At 57.8% G+C, this 25194-nt stretch carries 25 protein-coding genes; 8 read left to right on the forward strand and 17 right to left on the reverse strand.

The genetic code is table 11. The annotated features are described in order from the left end of the window. Positions 1-8: 8 nt before the first annotated feature. The 3 genes from MUU55_RS15095 to MUU55_RS15105 are packed head-to-tail and all read right to left on the reverse strand — an operon-like array spanning position 9 to position 2183. Positions 9-665, reverse strand: a complete 657-nt coding sequence (locus MUU55_RS15095) for an amino acid ABC transporter permease (protein WP_244761586.1) — start codon at positions 663-665, stop codon at positions 9-11. Next, a complete protein-coding gene (locus MUU55_RS15100; protein WP_244761587.1) occupies positions 665-1330 on the reverse strand; it encodes an amino acid ABC transporter permease in 666 nt (221 codons plus the stop codon). The genes MUU55_RS15095 and MUU55_RS15100 overlap by 1 nt, the downstream gene beginning before the upstream one ends. 16 nt (positions 1331-1346) lie before the next feature. After that, positions 1347-2183, reverse strand: a complete 837-nt coding sequence (locus MUU55_RS15105) for a transporter substrate-binding domain-containing protein (RefSeq protein WP_244761588.1) — start codon at positions 2181-2183, stop codon at positions 1347-1349. 136 nt (positions 2184-2319) lie between these two features. On the opposite strand from MUU55_RS15105, the gene MUU55_RS15110 reads away from it, so the two are divergent. Next, entirely contained in the window at positions 2320-3225 is a 906-nt protein-coding gene (locus tag MUU55_RS15110; RefSeq protein ID WP_244762147.1) for a LysR family transcriptional regulator, read from the forward strand. A 105-nt stretch (positions 3226-3330) separates the two neighbouring features. Continuing rightward, on the forward strand, positions 3331-4341 hold the full coding sequence (locus tag MUU55_RS15115) for a hypothetical protein (protein WP_244761589.1): 1011 nt from the start codon (positions 3331-3333) through the stop codon (positions 4339-4341). Positions 4342-4460: 119 nt separating this feature from the next. Here MUU55_RS15115 and MUU55_RS15120 read toward each other — a convergent pair whose 3' ends face one another. From MUU55_RS15120 to MUU55_RS15155, 8 genes are all read right to left on the reverse strand, one after another. Further along, positions 4461-4742 (reverse strand): LysR family transcriptional regulator, encoded by a 282-nt coding sequence (locus MUU55_RS15120; RefSeq protein WP_244761590.1) that lies wholly within the window; start codon positions 4740-4742, stop codon positions 4461-4463. A gap of 70 nt (positions 4743-4812) precedes the next feature. Beyond that, positions 4813-5130, reverse strand: a complete 318-nt coding sequence (sugE, locus tag MUU55_RS15125) for a quaternary ammonium compound efflux SMR transporter SugE (RefSeq protein ID WP_244761591.1) — start codon at positions 5128-5130, stop codon at positions 4813-4815. Positions 5131-5198: 68 nt separating this feature from the next. Beyond that, positions 5199-6446 carry a trans-sulfuration enzyme family protein gene (locus tag MUU55_RS15130; protein WP_342346057.1) on the reverse strand — a complete coding sequence of 416 codons (1248 nt, stop codon included), beginning with the start codon at positions 6444-6446 and terminating at the stop codon, positions 5199-5201. Further along, positions 6443-7132, reverse strand: a complete 690-nt coding sequence (locus MUU55_RS15135; protein WP_244761593.1) for an ABC transporter permease — start codon at positions 7130-7132, stop codon at positions 6443-6445. The genes MUU55_RS15130 and MUU55_RS15135 overlap by 4 nt, the downstream gene beginning before the upstream one ends. A gap of 9 nt (positions 7133-7141) precedes the next feature. Beyond that, positions 7142-7864, reverse strand: coding sequence for an ABC transporter permease (locus MUU55_RS15140; protein ID WP_244761594.1), 723 nt, complete (start codon positions 7862-7864; stop codon positions 7142-7144). Positions 7865-7930: 66 nt separating this feature from the next. Further along, positions 7931-8692, reverse strand: a complete 762-nt coding sequence (locus MUU55_RS15145; protein ID WP_244762148.1) for a transporter substrate-binding domain-containing protein — start codon at positions 8690-8692, stop codon at positions 7931-7933. 31 nt (positions 8693-8723) lie between these two features. Beyond that, positions 8724-9506, reverse strand: a complete 783-nt coding sequence (locus MUU55_RS15150) for an ABC transporter ATP-binding protein (RefSeq protein ID WP_280518980.1) — start codon at positions 9504-9506, stop codon at positions 8724-8726. Between the two features lie 169 nt (positions 9507-9675). Further along, positions 9676-10359: a B3/B4 domain-containing protein gene (locus MUU55_RS15155; protein WP_244761595.1), complete on the reverse strand. Its 684-nt coding sequence runs from the start codon at positions 10357-10359 to the stop codon at positions 9676-9678. Positions 10360-10398: 39 nt separating this feature from the next. Between MUU55_RS15155 and MUU55_RS15160 the strand changes: the two genes are divergently transcribed. Next, positions 10399-11028: a helix-turn-helix domain-containing protein gene (locus MUU55_RS15160; RefSeq protein ID WP_244761596.1), complete on the forward strand. Its 630-nt coding sequence runs from the start codon at positions 10399-10401 to the stop codon at positions 11026-11028. A gap of 13 nt (positions 11029-11041) precedes the next feature. Here MUU55_RS15160 and MUU55_RS15165 read toward each other — a convergent pair whose 3' ends face one another. From MUU55_RS15165 to MUU55_RS15175, 3 genes are all read right to left on the reverse strand, one after another. After that, positions 11042-11632, reverse strand: a complete 591-nt coding sequence (locus MUU55_RS15165) for a hypothetical protein (RefSeq protein ID WP_244761597.1) — start codon at positions 11630-11632, stop codon at positions 11042-11044. Between the two features lie 100 nt (positions 11633-11732). After that, on the reverse strand, positions 11733-12893 hold the full coding sequence (locus tag MUU55_RS15170; RefSeq protein ID WP_244761598.1) for a M20 aminoacylase family protein: 1161 nt from the start codon (positions 12891-12893) through the stop codon (positions 11733-11735). A 43-nt stretch (positions 12894-12936) separates the two neighbouring features. Then, on the reverse strand, positions 12937-14121 hold the full coding sequence (locus MUU55_RS15175; protein WP_244761599.1) for a trans-sulfuration enzyme family protein: 1185 nt from the start codon (positions 14119-14121) through the stop codon (positions 12937-12939). A 173-nt stretch (positions 14122-14294) separates the two neighbouring features. On the opposite strand from MUU55_RS15175, the gene pdxR reads away from it, so the two are divergent. The 3 genes from pdxR (at position 14295) to MUU55_RS15190 (ending at position 17393) form a co-directional block, all read left to right on the forward strand. Next, positions 14295-15737: a MocR-like pyridoxine biosynthesis transcription factor PdxR gene (gene pdxR / locus MUU55_RS15180; RefSeq protein WP_244761600.1), complete on the forward strand. Its 1443-nt coding sequence runs from the start codon at positions 14295-14297 to the stop codon at positions 15735-15737. A gap of 109 nt (positions 15738-15846) precedes the next feature. Then, on the forward strand, positions 15847-16479 hold the full coding sequence (locus MUU55_RS15185; protein WP_244761601.1) for a LysE family translocator: 633 nt from the start codon (positions 15847-15849) through the stop codon (positions 16477-16479). 11 nt (positions 16480-16490) lie between these two features. Continuing rightward, entirely contained in the window at positions 16491-17393 is a 903-nt protein-coding gene (locus MUU55_RS15190) for a dihydrodipicolinate synthase family protein (RefSeq protein WP_244761602.1), read from the forward strand. 115 nt (positions 17394-17508) lie between these two features. Here the strand turns inward: MUU55_RS15190 and MUU55_RS15195 are convergent, their stop codons facing one another. Beyond that, a complete protein-coding gene (locus MUU55_RS15195) occupies positions 17509-18528 on the reverse strand; it encodes a GlxA family transcriptional regulator (protein WP_244761603.1) in 1020 nt (339 codons plus the stop codon). A 275-nt stretch (positions 18529-18803) separates the two neighbouring features. After that, the gene (locus tag MUU55_RS15200) at positions 18804-19433 is read right to left on the reverse strand and encodes a helix-turn-helix domain-containing protein (protein ID WP_425314183.1); all 630 of its coding nucleotides are present in this window, start codon (positions 19431-19433) and stop codon (positions 18804-18806) included. Between the two features lie 294 nt (positions 19434-19727). On the opposite strand from MUU55_RS15200, the gene MUU55_RS15205 reads away from it, so the two are divergent. Then, on the forward strand, positions 19728-22175 hold the full coding sequence (locus MUU55_RS15205) for a GcvT family protein (protein ID WP_244761605.1): 2448 nt from the start codon (positions 19728-19730) through the stop codon (positions 22173-22175). A gap of 170 nt (positions 22176-22345) precedes the next feature. On the opposite strand, the gene MUU55_RS15210 is transcribed toward MUU55_RS15205, so the two are convergent. Next, complete coding sequence (locus tag MUU55_RS15210; protein WP_342346058.1) at positions 22346-22876, reverse strand: glycine cleavage T C-terminal barrel domain-containing protein; 531 nt, start codon at positions 22874-22876, stop codon at positions 22346-22348. 928 nt (positions 22877-23804) lie between these two features. Here MUU55_RS15210 and MUU55_RS15215 point away from each other — a divergent pair. Then, positions 23805-25109, forward strand: coding sequence for an NAD(P)/FAD-dependent oxidoreductase (locus tag MUU55_RS15215; protein WP_244761607.1), 1305 nt, complete (start codon positions 23805-23807; stop codon positions 25107-25109). Positions 25110-25194: the final 85 nt, after the last annotated feature.

The following is a 25194-nucleotide window of genomic DNA, read 5'->3' on the forward strand; positions in this document are numbered from 1 at the left end:
TGAGTGGATCACCGGGCCGGATTGACCCAGGACATTCGCCGCTCGAGGAATTGCGCCAGGGCCATGATCGACAGGACCAGGACGAGGTAGAGTACGCCTATAATCGCCCAGACTTCGAAGATCAGAAATGTCTGGGTGATGACGACCTGCCCCGAGAACGTCAGCTCGGCGACCGAGACGCCCGCGAGGAACGCCGACTCCTTGCACAGTGTCGCCAGCAGGTTGACACTGGCGGGCAGTACGAACGGCAGCAACTGGGGCAGGATGATTAGGCGGAACTGGAGAAGGGGGCCGATTGCAAGGGCGCGGGCACCTTCGCGCTGCCCATTGGGGATGGAATTCAAACCACCCCTGATAATTTCCGCCATGTACGCGGCGCTGTAGATCGCCACGGCGACGAGACCCACGAGGACTGGTTCTAACCGCAGGCGTAGAACACCCATCAAAGCGAACAAGAGCATTGCCTGAATGAGGAACGGGGTGTTGCGGATGAGCTCGACGTAAGAGCGTGCAAGCCAGCCAACGAGCTTTTTCTTTGACACCAGCATGCTCGCGAGCAATGCCCCGAATACGCTACCGATCGCGAAGCCACCGGTGACGAGAATGATCGTCCAGAGAAATCCGCGTAAAAGCGTACCGCCGTAGGTCGTGATGAAGTCCGTCATTATCGCGTCCTTCCAACTGTCAGTCTGGTCTCGAGATATCTGGAGACCCAGGAAATGGACCCGATGAGGAGGAAGTAGAGGAAGCACGCGGCGAGAAGCGGGCCGAGTGGATCGAACGTCTGCATGGTGACCTGCTGCGCGCGCCGGGTAAGATCAACGACGGTGATCAGGGACAGCACTGGTGATGCCTTGATGAGGAATCCGATCTCACCTGCCAGGGCAGGCAACGCGATGGGAAGGACCTGTGGCGTCAAGACGAGACGCCACAGCTGGAACTTGTTGAGACCGAGAGCATAGGCTCCCTCTGTCTGCCCGTTCGGAAGGCGTGCGATCGCGCCGCGAAGTACCTCGGACTGGAACGCGGCACCGTTCATCGCCAACGCGAGGACTCCAACCCAAAGCGCCGAAACCCTGCCTAGATCGAATAGGGCGGGAACACCGAAGTATAGGAGAAACACAAGGATGACGATCGGCAGCCCGCGCATGAGCGTGACGTAGACCTTAGCGGTCCAGACCACCACACCGATGCCCGACCTGCGAGCTGCGACAATGCACACCGCGCCTACAAGCGCTAGGATCGACGCAAGCCCGCAGATCAGGAGCGTGGTAACCAAACCGTCAAGCAGAAGCGGGACCGTATCGACTGCGCCAAGAAGGTACTTCATCGGAACTCTCTGGCGGTCACTGTTTCAATTGGACCGCATTGTCCGGCAGGTAGCCGTCTTCGGGGGTATCGGATTCCAGGCCTACCCATTTCTTCTGCATCTCCGCAATCTGGCCCGACTTCACCAGACGTGTAATGGTGCCGTTGAGAGCTTCGAGAAGAGTTTTGTCTTCCGGCCGCGTCACCCAGGAAAGATACGCTGGTTTGCCATACGAGAACGTCACCTTGAAGGTGTCCGGGTTGGTCTTCATGAACTCCGCTGCGGAAATGTTCGGAACAACGATCGCATCAACCTGCCCAGAACTTAGGTTGAAGGCGGTGTCGGGATAGGACTGGAAGAGGCGCAGGTCGCTGAAACCCTGGCCACCGGAGGCCTTGAGTTCGTCGTTCATCTGGCGGGCGACCGCATCGGTCGAGCTCCCGAGTTGCGTTCCAATCAGCAAGCCGTTCAGGTCGCTCAATTGCTTGATACTATCGTTGTCCGCCAGGACGACGACATTGTTGTCGATCGCGGCAAACGGGCGGGAGAATGCATATGCCTTCGCGCGCTCTGCGTTCGGGGTAACGGATGTCGCTACCATGTCGTACTGCTTGGCGGCGAGGCCGGAGAGAATGCCCTGGAAAGGAAGGTCGAGCTGTTCGACTTCGACCCCGAGGTCTTTGGCGAATTCGGCAAGGAGTTCCGAGCCGAAGCCAATGATCTTGCCGTCCTCGACGTATTCGAACGGCTTGAAGGCAGCCTCCGTGGCCACGGTAATTTTGCCTGCGGCCTTGATCTTAGCCAGCGTGTCCTCAGCGTGGGCAGCACCCGAGATAAGTGCAGACATTGCAAGTGTGATCAGAATTCGTTTCATGGTTCCCTCTTATTGGTTCTTCGTTCTTCAGCCCCGGAATGCAGACCGATCGACGTTGACGGTATCTGAAAAAAATTGCGGAAGAACCGTGAAGATGGTTAGCTCACTTGCAGGATTCCGCAAATGAGTGGCTTTGATGATTAGATTTGCACTGTCGAGCTTCGACATAAAGCATCTGCGTACTTTTTTGGCTGTTGTCGAGCACGGGGGGGTATCTTCGGCGGCTTATCGCCTGAACGCCAGCATATCGAGTATCAGCCGCGACCTGTCAGCACTGGAGGAGCGCCTCGGCCTTCAGTTGTGCAGGCGTGGACGCTCGGGATTTGCTCTTACACCTCACGGCGAAGAGGTTCACAGGGCCGCAACACAGCTCCTCGCGAACATCCATTCCTTCGAGCTGACGGTGCAGAGCACCCGACAATCGCTGGCGGGAACCTTCACGCTCGGTGTAATCGACAACGTGGTGACCAACCCGAGCGCAGGCGTGATCCCGGCGCTGGCGGAGATGCATCGGCTTTTTCCCGGCATGTTGATCAGCGTGAGCGTTCACACTGTTTCGGTCATCGATGTCCTGGTCAGGGACAATAAGGTCGATTTTGCGATTACCAGCCAGCGCGAAGACTTCGAGCAACTCGAATATCAGCCAGCCTTCATCGAGGAGCATCGCCTCTACATCTCGAAGCTATCACCCTATTATGATCAGGCGATCCAGACCCTTGGCAGCGAGCGACAAGCGAACGGGGATTTCGCCATCCCGTATATCTCGCGAGACTTTAGAACGGACGAATTCTCCGAATTCGAGCGAAAATATCCTCTCCAGATTGCCGCACGTGGCAGCACCCTGGAATCGGTCGTGGCGTCAGTCCTGGCGGGCGTTGGCTGTGCACTTCTTCCGTCACACTTCGTAAAGCAGGTCGGCGGCGAAACGCTGGTCGAAATCGAAACCCCGGATACGCCCGTCCAAATCCAGTTTCACTTCGTCTATCGCCGCGATAACGCGGATCGCCGGGCGGTTAAGGCGCTGCTCGACCGGTTCTCGTAATTCATTCGGTTGCTGGTTTCCGCAAATGTGATTGCATAGTTTGAGCCTTACCAGGTGATGCCGGCTGATTAGGTTGTCCGAATTACCATGACAGAGGACAACCAAATGACAGATACAAACGCGGCTCCACGCGCGGCCGCCGATGCTCCGGTCTTCGTGGAATCGGAATGGGCGACACTCAAGGAATGCGTATACGGCTCACCTGACGCGTGGGTTCTGCCCAAGTTTCTGAGTGACTCAAAGCTCCGCGCCCAGGGTGAACACGGCAAGTTCTGGGAGCAGAACCAGGGCCGCGACGTCAAGGAAGTGAACCCCGAACTCTTTGCCGAGTTCAGCAGCCAGATCAGTGGTGCTATCAAGCTCCTCGAAGGGCTCGGCGTTCGTGTCCACGTAGCCGGTGAGATAAGCGAACAGAACCGCAAATTCCCGCGCGGCGAAGATCACGGCGTCCAGACCGCGTGGATGCGCGACCCGTTTGTGACGATCGGCAACAACGTGATCGAGCTTGCCCCCCGCAGCTACTTCCATCGTCGCCAGCGTTTCGCCATCCGCGAATTCCTCGGCGCGACCATGGACCGCGGCGCTCGTTTCTTCGCACAGCCTGACGGCGGCGCAGATGAGTACGTCGACGGCACGGGCTGGGGATACCTTGAGGGTGGCGACATCTTCGTTGTCGGCCGCAATATCTTGGTCGGCAACTCCGGCGGTTGCAGCAATCCGGAAGGTGCCCGCTGGCTCCAGCACATGCTGGGCAGCGACTACAAGGTCCAGACCGTCAAGATCGATCCAATGTTCCCCCACCTCGACTGCGTACTGATGACACCGCGTGAGGGCGTAGCTATCGCAAGCCTTGAGGCGCTACCGGAAGGCCTGCCGGATTTCATGAAGGACTGGGACGTGCATGCGGTGCCGAAGGCCATGGCCAAAGCCCACATGGCCTGTAACAACCTTGTTCTCGATGACCACACGGTCGTCGTCCCGTCGGAAGAGGCTCTGAACCCAATTGCCGACGCCCTCAAGTCGCGCAAGTTCGAAGTGATCCGCATCCCCTATCGTGTTCCCTGCATGGCGGGCGGTTCGTTCCGCTGCGCACATCAGCCGTTGATCCGCAATTGAACCGAAACCGCCTGGCCGATTCGGAAGGCCAGGCGGTTCATACGTCGGGCGATGGATGTCTTTCGGTGCCGATTGTGGTCAGGTTTGATCAGATGCCTTCATCCAGCGCTGGAAACCAGCTACTTGCCAGCATGTATTAGGCGACTGAGCTCTGGAGCATGCTTTACAAGCTCGCGCTCCATGAATCTGACCTTCTCAAGGTGCTGTATTAGCAGCGCTCCCTCGTCGGTCGGGCGACATGGGGTTCCACGCACGATGAGAAGGCTGGAAACATGCTTTTCCAATTTTATGACCCGCTGGGAAACAGCTGACGCTGTTACGTTCAGAGCTTCAGCGGCCTTTTCGAAGCTCCCAAGTCGAATGACCGCTTCAAGAGCCTCCAGCGCCAGGTAGTTCAGCATATCGTGTAGCCCCTTTGCTTGCGGGCTCGAACCACGCGGGTCCCCCTGATGTCTTTCATTGATGCCGCGCTTACGCGCTCGCGAGTTTCATCATGAGAATCCCTGCAACGATTAGCGTGGCGGCGGCGATCCGCGTGGCGCTCGCAGGTTCTCCGAGGATGAAGAGACCTACCACGAAAGACCCGACTGCGCCGATACCCGTCCAGACGGTGTAGGCGGTTCCTAGCGGCAGTGAACGCATGGCGAAAGATAGCAGGACCCCACTCGCGACCATCGCCACCACCGTGACAACAGAGGGAGTGACGACCGTGAAGCCCTCTGAGCGCTTCATGGAATAAGCCCAGACGACTTCGAGAAGTCCGGCGACGAAGAGTATGATCCAGTTCATTTCGGTATCAGCTTTGTAATTGGAGAACGGCGTGGGCGGGCCGCCCGGAAGCGGCCCGCGGACGGGTATCAGGAGAACGTGAGGTCGAGGGCGTTCCTGATATCCGAAATGATATCCTCCGGGTCTTCGAGTCCGATCGAAAGCCGGAGATGGCCATACTTCTGGAAATTAAGGGGATAGCGCTCTGCACCGCCGCGAGCGCCGCCACCGACATGGACGATCAGCGTCTCGTCGTGACCAAGCGAGACAGCGGAGGTGATGACCTTGAGGTGCGAGACGAACCTGTTCTGGGTTTCGGGATCGCCATCGACCGCAAACGCGATCATCGCTCCATATCCCTTGCCGCCGAATTGCCTCTTGGCGAGTTCATGCTGATCGTGGGAGGCAAGGCCCGGATAAGTGACGAAGGCCAGACGCTTCTCGGTGTCCAGATAGTTGGCGATGGTCTCCGCGCTTGAGAACTGCTGCTTGAGGCGCAGCGGCAGAGTGACGGACCCACGGGTGATCAGCCAGGCGTTGAACGGCGAGATCGTTCCGCCGAGATCGACCAAGGCGTCACCCTTGATGTGCTTGATCAACTGCTTCGAGCCGATGACGACACCTCCCATCGCGTCCCCGTGGCCGTTGATGTATTTGGTCAAAGAGTGGGAAACGAGGTCGGCTCCCAGTTCGAGAGGGCGGAAGAACGGCGGCGGCGTGAAGGTGGAGTCGACCGAAAGCAGCGCCCCCGCGGCCTTTGCGATCTCGGACAGGGCGGCGATGTCCGCTACCTTGGTGGTGGGATTGGCGACCGTTTCCGTGTGGATCATTTTGGTGTTCGGGCGAATGGCGGCGCGTACCGCATTCATGTCGCCCATGTCCACGAACGTTGCTTCGATGCCGTAACGTTCGGGCAACAACTCGGCGAAGAGACGCCACACGGCTTCGTAGGTTACGTCGCCGAGAACGACATGGTCGCCGGATTTGAGGAAAGTGAAGAAGACCGCATGCAGGGCGGCGACGCCGGTTGCGAAGACCGCCGCGTCTTCTCCATGCTCCATGGCCGCGAGTTTCCGCTGGAGGCAAATCTGGTTATGACCTGAGTTTCGGGTGTACGACGGCTCTTCTGTGTCAGACCAGTCCATCGTGGAAGCGTCGTAAGGAAGGGCGTAAGAGTTCGCCATGACGATAGGGGTGCGGATCGCGCCGGAAGTCTTATCGATCTCGTTACCCCCATGGACGGCGAGGGTATTGAAGGACAGCGACGAAAGTTGGTGCTTGTCGGGATTTGGCATCTTTGGTTCCTTGGGTTTCATGATGGTCGCCGAGCAGATCATCGGCTGGTTGGCAGGGCGTTTTCAAAACGCTTGAAGACCTGGGTGATGAAGAACGTCAGGGTCACGTAGAACGTCGCCACGAGGATCAGCGGCTCGTAGACGAGGAGTGTGTCCTGCCGGATTTTGTATGCCGCTCCGTAGAGGTCCATGACCGTCACCGAAAACACGATCGGGGTCGCCTTGAGTTGGAGAATGACTTCGCCAGCGAACGTCGGTAAGCCGATACGGATTGCGCGGGGTAGCCAGATACGCCGCAACACCATGCCAGGCCTCATGCCCGCTGCCTTTGCGGCTTCTAGTTCGCCCTTAGGGACCGCCAGCAACGTGCCCCTAAGGATTTCTCCTTGATAGGCGGCGAAGTTCAGCGTCAGAGCGACAGCCGCAAAGAACACCCCCTCGCGCATGACCGGCCAAAGGAACGACCCGCGTAGCCCCGGTATGTGGGGAAGGTACGATCCAAGGCCATAGTATATGAGCCATAGCTGGATCAGCAGGGGAGTTCCGCGGAAGAACGTGCAGTAGCTCTTCGCAGCTATTCTCAGGAACCGGCTTCTGCCGACCTGCGCTACGGCCAACAGGATGGCGATGCCAAACCCGAGCGTCACGGAGATCGCCAGCAATACACAGGTGAGTACGGCCCCGTGCAGGAGCAGGTCACGGTATGGAATGATCCAACTGAAATCCATCTCGGGCTCCTAATGAATGGGTCTGTGGCCGCGACGGAAGTGTGCTTCGAGCGCAGAAAAGAGCAGGTTGGAAACGATCGTTATGGCCAGGTAGAGCGCGGCGGCGGCCAGGAAGAAAAGCATGTATTGCTTGGTATTGCTGGCTGCGACACGGGCCGCGAGCGCGAGTTCCTGGTAGCCGACGACCGCGATCAGCGCGCTGTCCTTGATGACAGAGAGCCAAAGATTGGCGAAGCCGGGTAGGGCATTAGGTATGAGCGACGGGAGCACAATCCGGCGGAAACGCAGGGTCGGTCGCATACCGAAGGCTTTCGCCGCCTCAAGTTGGCCGACTGGAATCGAAAGGATCGCGCCGCGCAGGACTTCCGTCATATATGCGCCCTGGACGAAACCAAGAACCGCGATCGCCGCCACAAGACCGTTGACTTCGATAGGGCCAACACCCGCCCAAGACAGCACACGGTTGAGACCGTCCGTTCCGGCGTAATAGAGCGCTACGATAAGCACGAGTTCGGGAACCGCGCGAACGACCGTGGTATAGACGTTCAGCACGAAGCCGACGGGTCGGATGCCGCCCAGCTTTCCGATTGCCCCGAAGAGGCCGAGTATCATGCCGACAAAATATGCCCCGAAGGAAATCAGCAGCGTGGCGACAGCACCCGTCAGCAACACACCGCCCCATCCGGGAGGGGAAATCGAGAGGTATTGTAGGATTGACGTCGAGGAATTCATGGGAATCCTTCCAAGGCCTGGTTTCCCGGCTCACCTCCTTCGAAGGCAAGCCGGGGACGCCAGGTATCAATAGGGGTCGTAGTCGAAGTACTTCTTGTTGAATTCGGCGTACTTGCCGTTGGCCCGAATGGCCTTGATGGCCCCGTTCAGCTTCTCGCGGAGTTCGTCGTCGCCCTTCCGAATGCCGCCGCCGACACCTGCTCCAAGGATGGCGTCGTCGGCCGGGACAGTTCCCTTGAACTCGCAGCATTCCTTGCCGAGGTCGGTTTTGAGGAATTCCTTCAACGGACCCGTGTCGGAGAAGCTGTAGTCGATGCGGCCGGCAGCGAGGTCTTGGTAGGCCTCATCGACCGTCGCGTAGCTCTTTTCGGTCGCGACATCCGCGAAGTGCTTCTTGAAATATGCCGATTGCGTCGTGGAAACGGCGATGCCTACCGTCTTTCCTTTCAGCTGTGCAGGGTCGACGCCGAGCACCCCGTCTTTCGGACCGACCATGCTGGCCAGGGACGAGTAGTACTTGTCGGTGAAATCGATGCGCTTCTTGCGCTCCTCGGTAATCGACATCGACGACCAGATGACGTCGATTTTGTTGCTTTCGAGGGCGGGGATGAGGCCATCCCAAGCAACATCGACAATTGTGCATTTTTCCTTCAGTTCCGCGCAGACTGCGTCCATGAGGTCGATTTCCCAGCCGACCGATTTTCCGGATGCATCTTTAGTGGTGTATGGCGGATATGCTTCGTTCACGATCCCGAAGCGGATTTCCGCATTTGCATTGCTGGCAAGCATCGTCGTTGCCAGGATAACTGCTTTACCCCAGGTCTTCATTTTCAGTTCCCTTTTTACTGTTGGGTGATAGTCAGTGCGTTCCGGCTGCGATGAATTCCCTGCAGCGAGCGCTCGTGGGTGCGCCGAAAACCTGGGAGGGAGGACCAACTTCCTCGACCTGGCCTTGGTGCAAAAACATGACGCGAGTGGAGACATCGCGCGCGAACTTCATCTCGTGGGTGACCATGAGCATGGTGCGGCCTTCCTCGGCGAGGCCGCGGATCACCTTCAAAACCTCTCCGACCAACTCGGGGTCCAAGGCTGACGTCGGCTCGTCGAAGAGCATGACGGCCGGATCGACACACAATGCTCTCGCTATGGAAGCTCGCTGTTGCTGGCCGCCCGAGAGAAAGGCCGGGTAGGAGTCTTTCTTTTCGTAGAGGCCAACCTTCGCGAGAAGCCCCTCGGCCTTCTCGACCGCGGTCTTGCGATCGACCTTCAAGACGTGGACGGGAGCCTCGATCACGTTCTGAAGAATTGTCATGTGAGGCCACAGGTTGAAGCTTTGGAAGACCATCCCGAGACCGCTGCGCATACGCTCGATCTGACGCCAGTTAGAAGGTTGGGACTTGCCGTCGCGTCCTTTCCGGAATTCGACGTCCTCGCCGTTTATCCGGAAGCTACCCGCATCGGGTATCTCGAGAAAATTGATACAGCGCAGGAACGTGCTCTTTCCCGAACCCGACGAGCCTATGATCGAGACAACATCTCCCTTGGCGGCCTCAAGCGAAATGCCCTTGAGCACTTCGAGGGTTCCATAGCTTTTGTGGACATCTCTGACGGTGAGCGCCATATGGTCGTTGTTCAAAGGCATTTTTCCTCCTCGGCGGAAGCCCGCTCCTCAGCAGTCATAGCTCCGCCATCGCCGTGGTTTGACGGCGCTCTTGTGGGATGGGTTGAGACAGCGCGCAGGTCTCCATTCCCCCGACGCGAACGCCGAGAGTCCTGCCCAGTGAATTAGTGTTTAGACATCCGCGCCGATGTCAGGCGACGGCTATCACCCGTGTTGTGATCTGACTGCCCGGGGCGAGCTGCGCGAGGCCGTTCACGAGCATGTTTCCCGCCTCTTCGAGAGCCCATTCCGGCATCGTTCCGAGGCTCTCGAGAATGAACCACATCCTACCCCCGATCGCATCGAGACGCGTTCGAGTTCCCTGCCGCCAGTTCCAGCGACGACATGTGACGCCGACGTCGTCACGCCAGACGATCTCGCCTTTGGCAGGATTTTCGATCAAAGGCTCGCCGTTGGCAATCGTATCAAATGGCTCTGTCCCATCTGATACAGCAAGGCGCGGCAGCCCCACATAGGCGTCGAGGTTCTCTCCACCCACCGGGACCGCATAACGAAGACTTACCGCGTTATAGAGATCGACCAGAGGATTGATGGAAGGAATCCGCCCATCCCTCTCCACCCGCTTTCTTAAAGCCTGCGCGGAGCAGGGGGTGCGGTTCGGCTTGGCTCCGAACCGGGCATAGACGTCCGCCCAGTTCGCAAGGTGCGCATCGCTCCATTCGGGGCCGCCCGCGCGGACGAAGTCACATGCTTCCTCGAGCACCTGCCTCGTCATTTTGCCTTCCGATGCGGTGGTGGCATCGACAAGGATGCTGATCGCCCGGAAGTCCGGTGCGAAGTCCGCGATCCCCTTTTCGATGATCGGTAATTCCATTTTTCTACTAGCTCTCAGTGACCGATTTGGATTACAATAATGACCATGGAAAAGAAAGTCAATATATTGACCGATGCGGTCACAGATGTGGAGCGCGTAAGCGCGACCGTCTCGATGAACATGAAATTATTCCGTCGCCAGAATGGCTTATCGCTTGATGAGCTTTCTAAACGATCCGGTGTGAGCAAGGGTATGCTGGTCGAAATCGAGAAGGGGACAGCAAACCCAAGCATCGCCACCCTGTGTAGGGCGGCAACTGCGCTGGGGGTCTCCGTCGCTGATTTCGTCGGTGTCGCATCAAGCTTCCCGATCAGAATCGTGCCGCTTGAGAACGCCTCTACACTTTGGCGAGGCCCGAATGGGGGAAGCGCGACCCTTCTCGTCGGCACCAATGGACCGGACGAAATCGAGCTCTGGCGTTGGACGATGTTCCCGGGGGAAATCTTCGAATCGCCCGGCCACTCCCCTGGAACGCTCGAGCTGCTAAACATCGAGGCCGGAGAACTTACTTTCCGTCTGGGAGACACCGAACAAACTATCGAGGCTGGCTCGTCGGTCCTTGCCCAGACCGAGAGCCCCCACGCTTACATGAACAATGGAAACGGCGAACTTCGGTTTGTTATGGCGGTCGCAGAGCTTCACCGTCCGCGCGCCCGCACCAGCATCTGAACTCGCTAGGCAATCAACGCGGTAAGATATATCCGTGATCGCCGCCTTGATGAAAGGCGACATTAGGCATTTGCAAGCGGGTATACACTTCGCGATTGACCAGCCTGGTCACGAGTTGAAAAGCGTCCCGCAACTCCGATATCGAAGCCCTACGGGTCGAAGCATTTTCCGTCGTGAAGTGTGCCGAAACCTTATTTCCGGTTTCAAAGCATAGCATCAGGAGCTGTTCAGCCCTTTGCGGGCTCTCTGTCCAACCGTTCGTGGCGGCCGTTGGGGAGACCGACGTCAAGCCGACGTCGGTCATGTCGAGGTCGTCGGCTTTTTGACCGTTGTTTTGTTGAAGCGAGGCTGCAGTGGTGGCCGTCGCTTTCCTATATTTAAGTCCTAGAAACTCGAGCAAGGCGCGAGCGATAACGACCGCACCGTCTGCCATAACGTCCAGCACCAGTCGTGCGTTCGACACCAGGAATCCATCGCGCCCGATCCTTATCTCGATGTTTTCCGGTTCACGGGCCTCGAGCGCCGCTGCAAGGGAGATGAATGTGTTCAACTCCGCAAGCCTTGCGGGTATCCGGTATTCGAGAATCTCGGTAGCGGCGCTCAAAAGCTCTCTCCCCACGCGTTGCTGGACTGTCCCCATCTCCGTTGGAGCGAACATACAGCGCCTTTACGTATACGCAAAAGTTCCCGGCGGTCGAGCGGCACTATTCCCGCACAGAACACAAGTCGCGTGCCAGATTGCAGAAGAAGGCGACACCTGAAGCCAAAATCTCGTCATTGAACTCGTAGGTCGTAGAGTGAAGGCCCGAACTGTCGCCGTTCCCGAGGAGGATATAGGCCCCGGGCACCGCTTCGAGCATAAAGGCGAAATCCTCGCTGAACATCATCGGGTTCGTGAGATCGACGAATGCGTCTTCGCCGAAGTGCTTGATGATGCTTTTGGCCGCTATCTCCGCTTCGAGTTTGTGGTTCAGTGTCGCAGGGTATCCGACCTCCCATTGGAACCGAACTTCTGCGTTGAAGCTCTTGGCTTGGAGTATCGCGACTTCTTCCACGCGCTTTTGAAGCTCAGATCGAACTGTCGGGTCCATCGCTCGCATGCTCACCTCGAGCACGGAAGTTTCGGGAATGATGTTGGCCGCCGATCCCGCATGGAAGGAGCCGACCGTCACCACTGCCGCCTGATGAGGCGAGACGTTGCGAGCGACAAGTGTCTGTAGTGCTACAACGATGCTGGCCCCTACAACCACCGGATCAATGGTTGTCTCGGGAAGAGCGCCGTGCCCTCCTTTTCCCTTGATTGTAATCGTCACGACGTCGATCGAAGCTGCTATAGCACCCGCGCGGGTGGCGAAGACGCCCGCCTTGAGTCCAGGAAGATTATGAAGGGCATAAATCCGCCTGCACGGAAACCTTTCGAATAGCCCATCCCTGATCATCAAACCTGCTCCGCCGAGGTTTTCTTCGGCAGGTTGAAAGATGAAATGCACGGTCCCTTTGAAAGAGACGTCCTGGGAAAGTGCCCAGGCGGCTCCAAGGAGCATCGTAGTGTGTCCGTCATGCCCACAGGCGTGCATGATACCGGGATGCTCGCTCGAATAGGGCAGTCCGGTGTCTTCGGTCATCGGCAGCGCATCGAAGTCGGCACGAAATCCCACGGCGTTGTCCGGGTCACCTCGTTGAAGGCTGGCGACGAGTCCCGTTGTCGCGATCCCCGCGTGAACCTCATAACCCCACGACCGCAGTTTTTCTCCGATGAATGCCGACGTCTTGGTTTCGCTGAGGCCGATCTCCGGTATCCGGTGCAAACAATGCCGGATATCGACGAGTTCGGGAAGGATCGTCTCGAGGTTTAGCGTCTTCATGGACAAAAGCTCCGTGGATTTGAAGTAGGACCCGGACCGATCGCTAGAGACCGTCGAGTGCCTGCCATAGGTCTTCGATCAGGTCTTCGGCATCCTCGAGGCCGATCGAGAGACGAACGACGTCTGTACCCAGGTGATCGCATAGATCGGCATCTACGAGGGCGACATGTTGGGCTTGGGAAATGTCACCACACGTGCAGAAAAGGCTGCCGACTTCCCCTGCATTCAAAGCCGGGCTGAACAAGCGGAGTTTGCCTATGGCTTTTCCAATCGCCCGCTCGTCCGCCCTCAGGCCAAAAGCGAGCATCCCTGACCCCGCCGCCATCTGGCGTAGGGCGACCGAATAGTCAGGGTGTGAGTTGAGGAAGGGGTATCGGACCCACTTGACGGCCGGGTGGCTTTCCAGGCTCAAAGCGACTGCATGTGCAGAGGCACTATGTCTTGCCATTCTAAGCGCGAGGGTAGAGAGGCCGCGGGATACCATGTAAGCAGCATCCGTCGAAAGGGTTGTGTCATCTCTCAGCGTTAAGGCCGTGCGCCGGGCTCCATTGATGAACTCCTCGGTTGAAAAGAGACCGCCTCCCATAGTGTCGCCATGCCCGTTCACATACCGCGTCAGAGAATGCAGCACGACGTCCGCACCATGCTCCAGAGGCCTCTGGAGGGCGGGCGAGGCGAACGTCGCGTCAACCGCGACTTTTAGGTCGAGCTGATGTGCCGCTCGCGAGACCTCTCGAATGTCCAAGACTTCATTCAAAGGATTTGACGGGGTCTCGAAAAACACCAGATGGGATCGACCGGTTGCGGCCTGACGTAGGTTTTCGAGATCGGTCAGATCGACCGCGATCATCTCTACGCCGATCCGTGACGTGATGTTCTGCATCAACGCGGTGGTGGCGGTGCAGGCCGACCGATGCATTATAACACGGTCACCCGGCGAAGACGTCGCGAGTACGAGGGTGGTGAAAGCGGCCGCCGCCGAATTGAAAAGCAGTCCGTCATTCGCCCCCTCAAGACCTGCAAGCTTTTTGGCGAGGGCGTCCGCGGGTGCAAGAAATTGGCTATCGGTACCATTGGCGGTCCCATGCGCGGCACGACCGCAGAGCGGGATCGCCGCGTTCCGTCTCGAGCGGGGCTGTGCCGCTCCTCCGTCGAAGATCGCGCGCGTCGCGAATCCGAAATCATTTTCGTCGCTCGCCACGCAATGATCGAGTTTGTCGTCCTTCATGAATATCCGATCTTCGATCGCGGAATGAGATTTCGGCACCGGTTCAACAACGATTGCTCACCGCCCACCGTCCACACCGGGAAGCTTCTAACCCGCGGCCCTCCGCTCCTTGACTTTCTACGCTTATCTCAGGCAGCTGGCGTTATCAGTAGTGCCAGTTTTCCATTAAAGGAGTGGGCCAGTTGACGCAGGTAACGCAGAAGGCGGCTTCGGCCCGCGGGATATATCTGGAGCTTCGCGACCAGATCGTCGGAGGGGTCTATAATCCGGGTGACGGACTTCCTTCCACGCGGGCGCTTGCTGAAGAACTGGGTGTCTCACGGACAACCGTCACGGCGGCATTCGATCAGCTCATTTCCGAAGGGTATGTAACGGTCAGGCAGGGAGCTAGGGCCACGGTGGCCAACAACCTCGCCAGAGCTGCTATCAATCAGGAACCGCGGCCCGGCTATACTCACCAACGGCTCTCAGGATACGCGAAGCGCGCGATGGAGCTTCCACCTCACCTACCTCGGACCGAAAATCTCCCCTTCGATTTTCGCTACGGAGACGTTTCTCCCGACGACTTCCCCAAACTGGCGTGGCGCAAGGCAATGACGACCGCCGTCCTGGCGCGTCGGGAACGACTGGCATACGGCCATCCGGCAGGCTGCCAGTCCCTGCGGCAAGCCTTGCAGGGCTACCTCTGGCGCGCTCGTGGCATCCGTTGCGAAGCCGAGCAGATCGTCGTTGTCAACGGGTCGCAACAGGCCGTCGACATCTGTGCAAGGGTGCTTGTCGACCCCGGAGACAAAGTCGTCACCGAGGAACCTTGTTATGCAATGGCGCGCAACGTCTTTCTCACACTTGGAGCAGAGCCCGTTCCAGTGCCTTGCGACTCGGATGGTATGGATACGGCCCGGTTGCCGGAGCCTGGTCGCCATACTCTAGCGTTCGTGACGCCAAGCCACCAGTTTCCGCTTGGCGGCGTCCTATCGGTCGGCCGCCGCAGGCAGTTGGTTGAATGGGCGGAAGCCGGGAACGCCTACATTGTGGAAGACGACTACGACGGTGAATACAGATATGACGTGCGCCCCATACCGCCTCTATACGTGTCCGGGCAGGGGAGGGTAGTCTACGTCGGAACGGTGTCGAAGACACTGTCGCCGACACTCCGGCTCGGCTATCTGGTCTTGCCCAAGGACCTCGTAGAGCCGTTCGTACGATCCAAGCAGATCGCCGACAGGCATGGCGCGACCTTCGAGCAGGAGGCGCTGGCCTCCCTGATCGACAGTGGCATCTACGAGAGGCACGTTAGGAAGATGAGACGGATAAACGAGAAGCGGCGAGCCGTGTTTCTCGATGCCATGACGGAGGCTTTCGGGGAGAGGGTGGAAATCGTCGGAACCTCGGCAGGGCTCCATGTCGTCGTGTGGTTCAACGGTTTCCAAGCGGAAGACGAGGAAGAGTTCGCACGCAAGGCCTTGGCCGCGGGCATCGGAATCTATCCGGTATCCAGGTCGTTCGCACATCAGTCCGAGCGGCGCGCTGGCTTCGTCTTTGGCTATGCCTCGATGCCTGTCCAGAGCATTCCGGAAGGCCTCCGGCGTCTTTCGTCGGTCCTGCCAATACCTTAACCCTCTCATACTGGACCAGCATTTCCTTCGAGAACTGGCGCTTCTGCGATGCCAGCTGGATCGCTATACAAACGGGACACTCGCCGCACATCGTACTTGAAGTCACTCAATGAACGTCGACATACATCAGCTTCTCGTGGTGTTCACCGCCTACATCATCGCAGCCGGAAGTCCCGGACCGAGCAACATGCGCATCATGGGCGTTGCGATGAATGACGGGCGGCGTGCAGGGCTTGCCGTGGCGTCGGGTGTTGTAAGCGGCTCGATTTTCTGGGGAATGATGGCGGCAACCGGGGTGTCGGCTATGCTGAAGACGTATCCGGGTGCGCTTACACTGCTTCAGGTATTCGGCGGGTTTTACTTGCTCTACCTTGCATTTCGAGCCGCTCGAAGCGCTTTTTCTGCCGATCCCGCCAACTCTTTAGAAAACAGTCGCCCCATCGTCTCGATGGTCGCCCTGTACAGACGGGGTCTTCTAATGCACCTGATGAACCCCAAATCGATACTTGCGTGGATCGCTCTAATGAGCCTCGGTCTAGGGCCGGGTTCCTCCACATCCTCGGTGATCGTTATACTTGGTGGATGCGCCCTCCTCAGCGTCACGATTTTTTGCGGTTATGCTGTGGTCTTCTCCACGGCCCCCATGGTCCGCCTCTACCGGAGGGCGCGCCGCTGGATCGAAGGTACGCTTGCCCTGTCATTCGGCCTCGCGGGCCTGAAACTACTCTTTTCCCGCTTCTGAAAGGAACGCAAATGTCTCTGTTCAAAGGCCTCTCAGCCTTTCCGATCACACCTGCAGACGCGTCGGGTCGTGTCGACATCGACGCTCTCGGTCGCTTGCTTCTCCGCATCCGGGATGCGGAAGCCGATTCCGTCGGGCTACTTGGCAGCACGGGAGGATACGCCTTCCTTACTGGAGAAGAGCGTCTCAGAGCCATGGACGCGGCCATGAATGCTGTCGGCGGAGCCATACCTGTAATTGTCGGCGTCGGAGCTATCAGGACAAGTGACGCCCAGACACTGGCGAAAGCCGCGAAGATCGCGGGCGCGGACGGATTGCTTCTTGCACCTGTCTCGTACGCCCCGCTGACGGAAGAAGAGGTATATGCGCACTTCGCTGCCGTCGCTGAGGCCGGACAGCTTCCTCTATGCATCTATAACAACCCCGGGACGACCAAGTTCGTATTCACGAACAGTCTTATCGCGAAGCTTTCGAAAGTTGCCAACATCGCCGCGGTCAAGATGCCGCTTCCCGCTCAGGACGATTTCGAGGGCGAACTCGAGTATCTTCGCGGCCATACGCCGACGACATTCCGGATCGGATATAGCGGTGATTCCGGTGCAGCGCCCTCACTGTTGGCGGGGGGAGACGCTTGGTACTCGGTAGTCGGGGGCTTACTTCCGGTGCAAGCTCTCGCATTGACACGGGCTGCACAATCCGGAGACCGCGCGAGAACCGGCGAGATAGATGAGGCGTTTCAACCGCTTTGGGCGCTTTTCCGGCAGTTCGGGAGTTTTCGGGTGATGTACACGATCGCTGATGTACTTGGTCTCTGCAAAGTCGATCCGCCGCTACCCGTACTGCCCATTCCCGAAACCGCACGGGAGCAAGTGAGAGTTGCGATAACTGAACTTCAACGCCGCGTGCCTGGCTAGTGGACGTCAGGTCTGCAAGATGTGCCCAGGTCCTTTATGAGACGCGCGCTCACAGCATTTTCACGTGATACCCAATGTCGGGTTGGGACAACGAAAATGCGCTTCCGCGAACGAGTCATGCTGCGAGTTGGACGGAAATGGGACGGTTTTTTCCGATGGGACGTCCCTCTGCAACAGCCATGGCCCTTGTCTCCGCTGGAGTGCATCCGTAGAGGTTTTTGTATAATCTCGCGAAGTGTGAGTGGGAGGTGAATCCCACCGCGATCGCGATTTCCATTATTGGTAGGGCCGTATTGATGAGGAGAGACGCCGCACGTTCCATCCTTAGACGGCAAAAATGTCGCATCGGGGTCTCGCCAAGGTGCTTCACGAAGACGCGTTCAATTTGCCGTCGAGAAAGGCCTGCTAACTTCGAGATTTCGGTTAGGCACAGCGGCTCGCTGATATTCTGCTCCATGTACATCACGATCGGAACGAGCGGTGAGGCGATCCTTCTTAGACCACGCTCCCGAGAAAAGGGTTGTTGGTCCAGGCTTCCGCGAGGTCCACAATGAAGCACGGCCTCACTGACTTGTTCAGCCAAGCTCTGGTCGAAATCCGAAGAGATGATCTGAAGGAATAGATCAAAGGAGGCGGCTTGTCCGGCGCAAGTATGAATTGAACCCTCGCTATTATGATAAGCCCGACACATCGTGACATCTGGAAAGCGCTCGGTCGCCGCGGGAAGCCGCTCCCAGTGCACCGCGCACCGCTTGCCTTGCAACAGTCCCATCTCGGCCAGCCATAGTGCACCCTGACCTATTCCAGCCAGTTCCGATCCCTTCACTAGAGCCCTTCGAGCCCATGCCAGAGCTTTCCTGTTGGCGTTCATGTCGGAACGGCTCCCTACGACCAATGCGATGAGGGCAGGATTCCAATCGTCTATCTTTCCGCCATCCACTGCTTGGGTCTGCACCGGTACGCCGCAGTCGGAGACAATCATCCCGCCGTTCTCGCTAACAAGCTGGAGACTGTAAAAATCCCGCTGCAAAATCTTGTTGGCGGTTCTCAGGGCAGTCATGGAGGATGTTAGGGCCAAAAGCGAGAAATCTTCGGTCAAGAAGAAATAGACTGGCCTAACCTTATCATTGTGCATTTGTTCGCCCTCTGATTTTCAGGGATCAGTCATCCCGTCCTCTCGAGTAGGACGAGGTCATTCAATTTTTGGTGCCCAAGCAGCGGAACAAGCAAGCCCGATGAAACGCATCGAGGCGTAGGCTGTGAGCCTCGCGAGGTCGCGATTTTCGGTGTCCCGGGCAACGGCAGTACATTTATAGGAATTGAAGTGTGTACGGCGTCCAGCCAATCCGGCTACGGCTCAGTAAAGACCGCCGCATTGAGCATTCCCAACGGAGTGTTGGTTGGAGCGTCTCAGTAGTGAGGCGGGGTAATCACCCATATGACCTTCGTGGGTGTGTTGCCTGGGTTCCCGCACCTGTGTGTTTCGGTGCTCTTGAATGTGAAACTGTCCCCCTGTTCAAGGCGATAATGCTGCCCGCTAACCCACAGGTCCAGAACGCCCGACATTACGTACCCTGCCTCGACCCCATCGTGACTGTAGTCACCGCTGTCTGCGCCTGGTTCGATAGTGCTAAGCAACATTTCCAGCGGCCCGCTCAAGTTCGGTGAAAGCAGTTCCTCCTCGATGCCGATGCCCATGAATGAAAGTTTACGTCTGTTGTTTGATCGAACAACGACCTCCCGTTCGTGCGACGGGCCGTCATCCACCTGAAAGAACCACCCGATGTGAATGCCCATGGCGGAGCTGATCTTTTTCAATACCCCGATTGGCAGTTTGGTCTGGTTCCGTTCAATCAGGCTCAGGTAGCCAACAGATATCTCTGCCGCGTCAGCAACCTGCTGAAGTGTCATTCCCTTGACCTTCCTTAGTTCGCGTATTTGTCCACCTACCGCGGCATCGTCTCCAGCCTGCTGATCTCTTTTCGCGTCTGTCCGGCTTTTCGGGGGCATAACTCTTCCTTGATAGGTTGCAGTCTCCATACACCAACCTCAAGGACGTGAAAACTTGACGAGAGGCACCTAGCCCTTGTCACCCGCACCATTCAACTTTCGAAACCAACCTGCCTTCCGTTTCGTAAAAAATCAATATCATTTTTTTATGCTTGTAAAATATTTTTTATGATGGGATACCCGTTCCGCGAAACTTTCAATAGCCGTGGTGAAACCCAACGCGTGTTCTCGGGGTGCGTCCGTTCGTCGGGCCTGAATCGAGCGACGCGCCGTGGCCAACACCTATCGCGACATCCTCTCGATCCTCGAACTAGAGAACGCTAAATGACTACACCCCCTGCAAATGCTCGCGTCGTGATTATTGGTGGTGGTATCTCGGGTTGTTCCGTTGCGTACCACCTGGCAAAACTGGGTTGGTCCGACATCGTCTTGCTTGAGCGAAAGCAACTGACCTCCGGCACGACCTGGCATGCCGCCGGCTTGATCGGGCAGTTGAGAGCTTCTCAGAATATGACGAAACTCGCTAAGTACTCGGCAGACCTATACGTTAGGCTTGAAGCTGAAACGGGGATCGCCACTGGAATGCGACAAAACGGCTCCATCACCGTCGCACTTACCCGGGATCGAAAGGAAGAAATCTACCGCCAAGCAACACTTGCTCGCGCCTTCGATGTCGAGGTGAACGAGGTGTCTCCAACAGAGGTAAAGGAGATGTATCCCCACCTTAACATCCGCGACGTGGTAGGGGCTGTTCACCTCCCGCTTGATGGGCAGTGCGATCCGGCAAACATCGCGATGGCGCTGGCGAAAGGCGCTCGGCAGCGCGGTGCCAAAATCCTCGAAAACGTCAAGGTTACCTCGGTTCTTCAAAAGGACGGCCGAGTAACTGGTGTGACATGGACCGCTGGCGAGGAGAGCGGCGTTATCGAGGCCGATCTCGTCGTCAACTGCGGTGGGATGTGGGGCCGCGACCTCGCGGGAGCATCTGGGGTGACCCTACCGCTTCACGCCTGTGAGCATTTCTATATCGTGACGGAAGCAATCCCGAACCTCACGCGCCTCCCAGTCCTGCGCGTGCCCGACGAGTGCGCGTATTACAAAGAAGATGCGGGTAAGATGATGCTCGGGGCCTTCGAGCCGAAAGCGAAGCCGTGGGGCATGGACGGAATTCGCGAGGACTTCTGCTTTGACCAGTTACCGGAAGACTTCGACCATTTCCAACCGATCCTCGAGATGGCGGTAAACCGAATGCCGCTCCTTGAGACTGCTGGTATCCACACCTTCTTCAATGGTCCGGAGAGCTTCACGCCTGATGATCGCTACTATCTCGGTGAGGCACCGGAGGTGAAAGGGTATTGGGTGGCCGCCGGATACAATTCGATCGGCATCGTCTCGTCTGGCGGAGCTGGCTTTGCCCTCGCACAGTGGATGAACGATGGCGAACCGCCGTTCGACCTATGGGATGTCGATATCCGTCGTGCCCAGCCATTCCAGAAGAACCGCAGATATCTGAAGGAGCGTGTGACTGAAACGCTAGGGCTGCTTTATGCTGACCACTTCCCGTATCGACAGATGGAGACTGCCCGCGGAATCCGTCGCACGCCACTTCACGAGCACCTCAAATCGAGGGGAGCTGTCTTCGGAGAAGTGGCAGGATGGGAGCGTGCTAACTGGTTTGCCCGTGCCGGACAGGAGCGTGAGTATCGATACAGCTGGAAACGTCAGAACTGGTTTGGGAACCAGAAGGATGAGCATCTCGCGGTACGCAATACCGCTGGCCTCTTCGATATGAGCTCGTTCGGCAAGATTAAGATCGAGGGCAAACACGCTCTTCCCTACCTACAGCGCCTGTGCGCAAATCAGATGGACGTCGCCATCGGACGCATCGTCTACACCCAAATGCTGAACATGGCTGGTGGCATCGAGAGCGACCTAACAGTTACAAGGCTATCCGAAACGGCGTTTTTCGCGGTCGTGCCCGGAGCAACGCTCCAGCGCGATCTTGCCTGGATGCGCAAACACCTGAGGTCGGACGAACACGTCGTCATCACAGACCTGACGGCAGCGGAATCTGTTCTCGTGCTTATGGGCCCCCACGCGCGGAACATCATATCTAAGGTCAGCCCCAACAACTTCTCAAACGAGGTATTTCCGTTCGGAACCGCGCAAGAGATCGAGATTGGCATGGGGCTGGCCCGAGCTCATCGCGTGACGTATGTCGGTGAACTCGGATGGGAACTGTACATCTCCGCTGACCAGACGGCGCACGTATTTGAAGAACTCGAAGAGGCAGGACGGGCGTCGGGCTTGAAGCTGTGCGGCCTACACGCTCTGGACTCCTGCCGCATCGAGAAGGCATTCAGGCATTTCGGGCATGACATCACGGACGAGGATCACGTCCTCGAGGCAGGCCTCGGTTTTGCGGTGAAGACGGGCAAGGGTGATTTCATGGGGCGCGATGCGGTTTTGCGTAAGAGAGAGGCTGGCCTGTCGCGGCGCATGGTGCAGTTCCGGTTACGCGACCCTCAACCCCTCCTTTTTCACAACGAAGCCATCGTACGTGATGGAAAGATCGTATCGATCATTACCTCGGCGAACTATGGCCATCACCTTGGGGCGGCAATCGGCATGGGGTATGTCCCTTGTGAGGGCGAAACAGACGCTGATGTGCTCGGCTCCACATACGAAGTTGAGATTGCGGGCGTGCGGCACGCCGCCGAGGCATCACTAAAGCCGATGTACGACCCCACTGCTGAGCGGACGAGAATGTAGGAGACATCCTAATGCACCTGCATTAGCTCGGATAGCACGACCTGTTCAATGATGGCGTCGCGAGCAAGGCATCAGTCCTGACGGCCCCTGGGTTCACATCGCCAACATGGTCACCGTCGAGTTGGCCGGATCGCCTGTTCCTTGGCGATCCGGCAGGTCATGGCACAAACCTACGCGCGGACGCGTTCGCTCTTGGGGTCGTAGAACGGGACCAGGGAGGCGGTCGCCATGACGTGGCGGTCGTTCACTTCAATTTCGAAGGTCGAATTTCTCACGAACTCGGCCGTCAAGCCCTGGTCACGCTCGATCATCAGAAGTCCGACGGAAACGCCGAGTGTGTGGCCGAATGCGCCTACGCGGACGTACCCAGCAGAAACACCGTTTACGATCACGGGTTCTCCGCCCAAGAGAAGAGGCTCGGGATCGTTCAGTTTCACGGTGATCAGACGCCTTCGCAGAGCGCCGCCTTCCTTTTGCTTCATAAGGGCGGCGCGGCCCACGAAATCGCCTTTGTTGAAATCAGCGACAAATCCAAGACCAGCTTCGAGAGGCGTATCCGTGTTGTCGATGTCGACTCCGAAGTCACGATACCCCTTTTCCAGCCTCAGGCTTTCGAGCGCCATCAGTCCGTAGTGGAGACATGGTATACAAGTCACGCTTGTCACCACGGAGGACAGTATCTCAGCCTGGGCCGCCAACACTGGCGACCGCTGGCGAGTAAGGCACCACCTTTCCCAGCTCGGGGTCTCTATGGTCCCCAGTCATGTTGTTTCGTCATTCGACGGTGGCGAGGCGATTTTGACCTGCGCCTATTCCGGAAAGGAAACCCGGGTGACCGCCACCGGTTTGGTTTTGGTTGGACACCGCGCGCCGCGTGATGAAATTTACCGCAGCCTCGTGTCACTACAGGACGAGGGAGTTCGAGAAATTCCTTACACATTCGCCCGCGCGGGCGACTGTGACGCACCGGCCATAATAACCGCAGCTGTTTACTCGGGACACCGCCGTGCCAGGGAAATCGATCATCGGATCGATTCTGACACGCCTATACGACGTTGCTCGCGTTGACTTGAGGGGGAGTGGTCGGTCCCGTCATCTCCCCGTGCGACCTTCCGGTGTCACGATTCAAAACAGACCTCAGCGGTCTTTCGAGAACGTATGGAATAGCCGACTACTGCCCAGCTGCATGGATGATATCCGCGACCGCCATAGGTGGCTGCTACGCGCCAGCCCTGATCGCATGAGCGCACTGACAGACATCATTTCGCGCGCGATCTTTGCGTAGCCACTGAGCGACGCACCACACAACAACACAACGAATATGGTGGCTGGTACAGCTAACAGGCTTTGCCAACTTCTCTGTACTTCATCAACGGAGTAGCGCGCCTCCTATAACTGAACGGGCTGCATTACCCATGATCTGAAGTCATGACCTTCCGACAATTTTGAGTGTCGCGGACTGCCACTACCCGCCCTAAGACTCATGATCGAGCCGTGTCCGTCGAGTCCGTATTCGACTGATACCGAGAATAGGGAGGGAAGCGTGATCACTGCGGAAGAGTGCCAATCAGAACGCCGAAAGGTCGCTGTCCTCGTGACAGTCCCGTTGCTCACATGCGGACTTCAGGCATGGGTGTGACCTCGCAGGCGGTTTTGCCCGCAAGCCTCTGGGCAGCTACGGCAGCGAAAGCCCCGACGTATGCCCCGTCAGGTTCAGTGTCGCGGGCGGATGTCGCAGTAGTCGGCGCGGGCTACACTGGCTTGAGCACGGCGCTTCATCTCGCGAAGCGTGGTCTCAATGTCCTGGTTATCGAGGCATCAGAACCTGGTTGGGGCGCTTCCGGGCGTAACGGAGGCCAAATTATATCGGGTCTGAAATTCGAACCCGATGAGCTTGAACGGGAATTTGGCGACCGACTTGGCCCAGTAATGGTGTCCGAGATGGGCAGTTCGGGTAGCCTGGTTAGAAGTCTTATCGAACAGTATCAGATAGACTGCCATGCCCGCTTTGACGGTTGGATACATGCCGCACACGGCGACAAGCCAATGCGGGAGATCGTCGGCCCACGAGCCTCCCAATGGAAAAGCCGTGGAGTATCGACCCGAGTACTAGATAGTGCCGAGGTTGCCAGAATGGTTGGTACGCCAGCCGGGCTCTATGCTGGCGGTTGGTTAGACCCACGAGGCGGAGTCCTACAACCTTTGAGCTATGCCCGAGGTCTTGCTCGGGCAGCGATCGAAGAGGGGGCTACCATATACGCCTACACCCCCGTGCGGTCTATTTCCAGATCGGCAGGGAAGTGGAGACTGAACCTCGGAAGCTCCGAAGTCATAGCGGACAGGGTGGTGCTCGCCACCAACGCTTACACCGACGACCTTTGGCCTGGCCTGAAGCAGACTGTTGTACCTGTGACGAGCTTCCAGGTCGCCACTTATCCGCTGCCGGAGGATGTCCGAAATTCGGTGATACCAGGAGGCCAAGGCGTAACCGATACGCGAAGACTCCTTCACTATTTCCGCCTAGATCACGAGGGACGCCTGGTAATGGGCGGCCGCAGTCCGGTTGATGACAACCCGACGATGGATGACGCGGCGGCTTTGACTACCACGATCGCGCGGACGTTCCCTCAGGCAGCCAGTGCGCCAATCCAGTTTCTGTGGAGTGGAAAGGTCGCGCTGACGAAGGATTCGTTGCCACATATTCACGTCCTTGACGACGGTCTGTTTGCGGCTCTGGGTTGCAATGGGCGCGGGGTCGCGAACTGCACAATGATCGGCAAGGTCATGTCGGAATTCGTCGCCGGAGCAAGAGCCGACGACCTGCCGCTTCCCGTGACGGCTCCCGATCCCTTCAAAATGCATGCCTTCAGGAAGATCGGCGTGATCGTCGCGAGCCAATACTACAGGCTGCTCGACAAGTTGGAGTCCAAGTAAGGGCGGCCACGTAGGCCGCCAGACAATTAGACAGCATGCCAAACCACTCCGTTCAAACACGCCAACGGCGAACAAAAAGGGGAAC

Origin of the sequence: Shinella curvata, from assembly GCF_022899935.1 — a bacterium.
In the GTDB taxonomy this organism is placed as follows: Bacteria; Pseudomonadota; Alphaproteobacteria; order Rhizobiales; family Rhizobiaceae; genus Shinella; species Shinella curvata.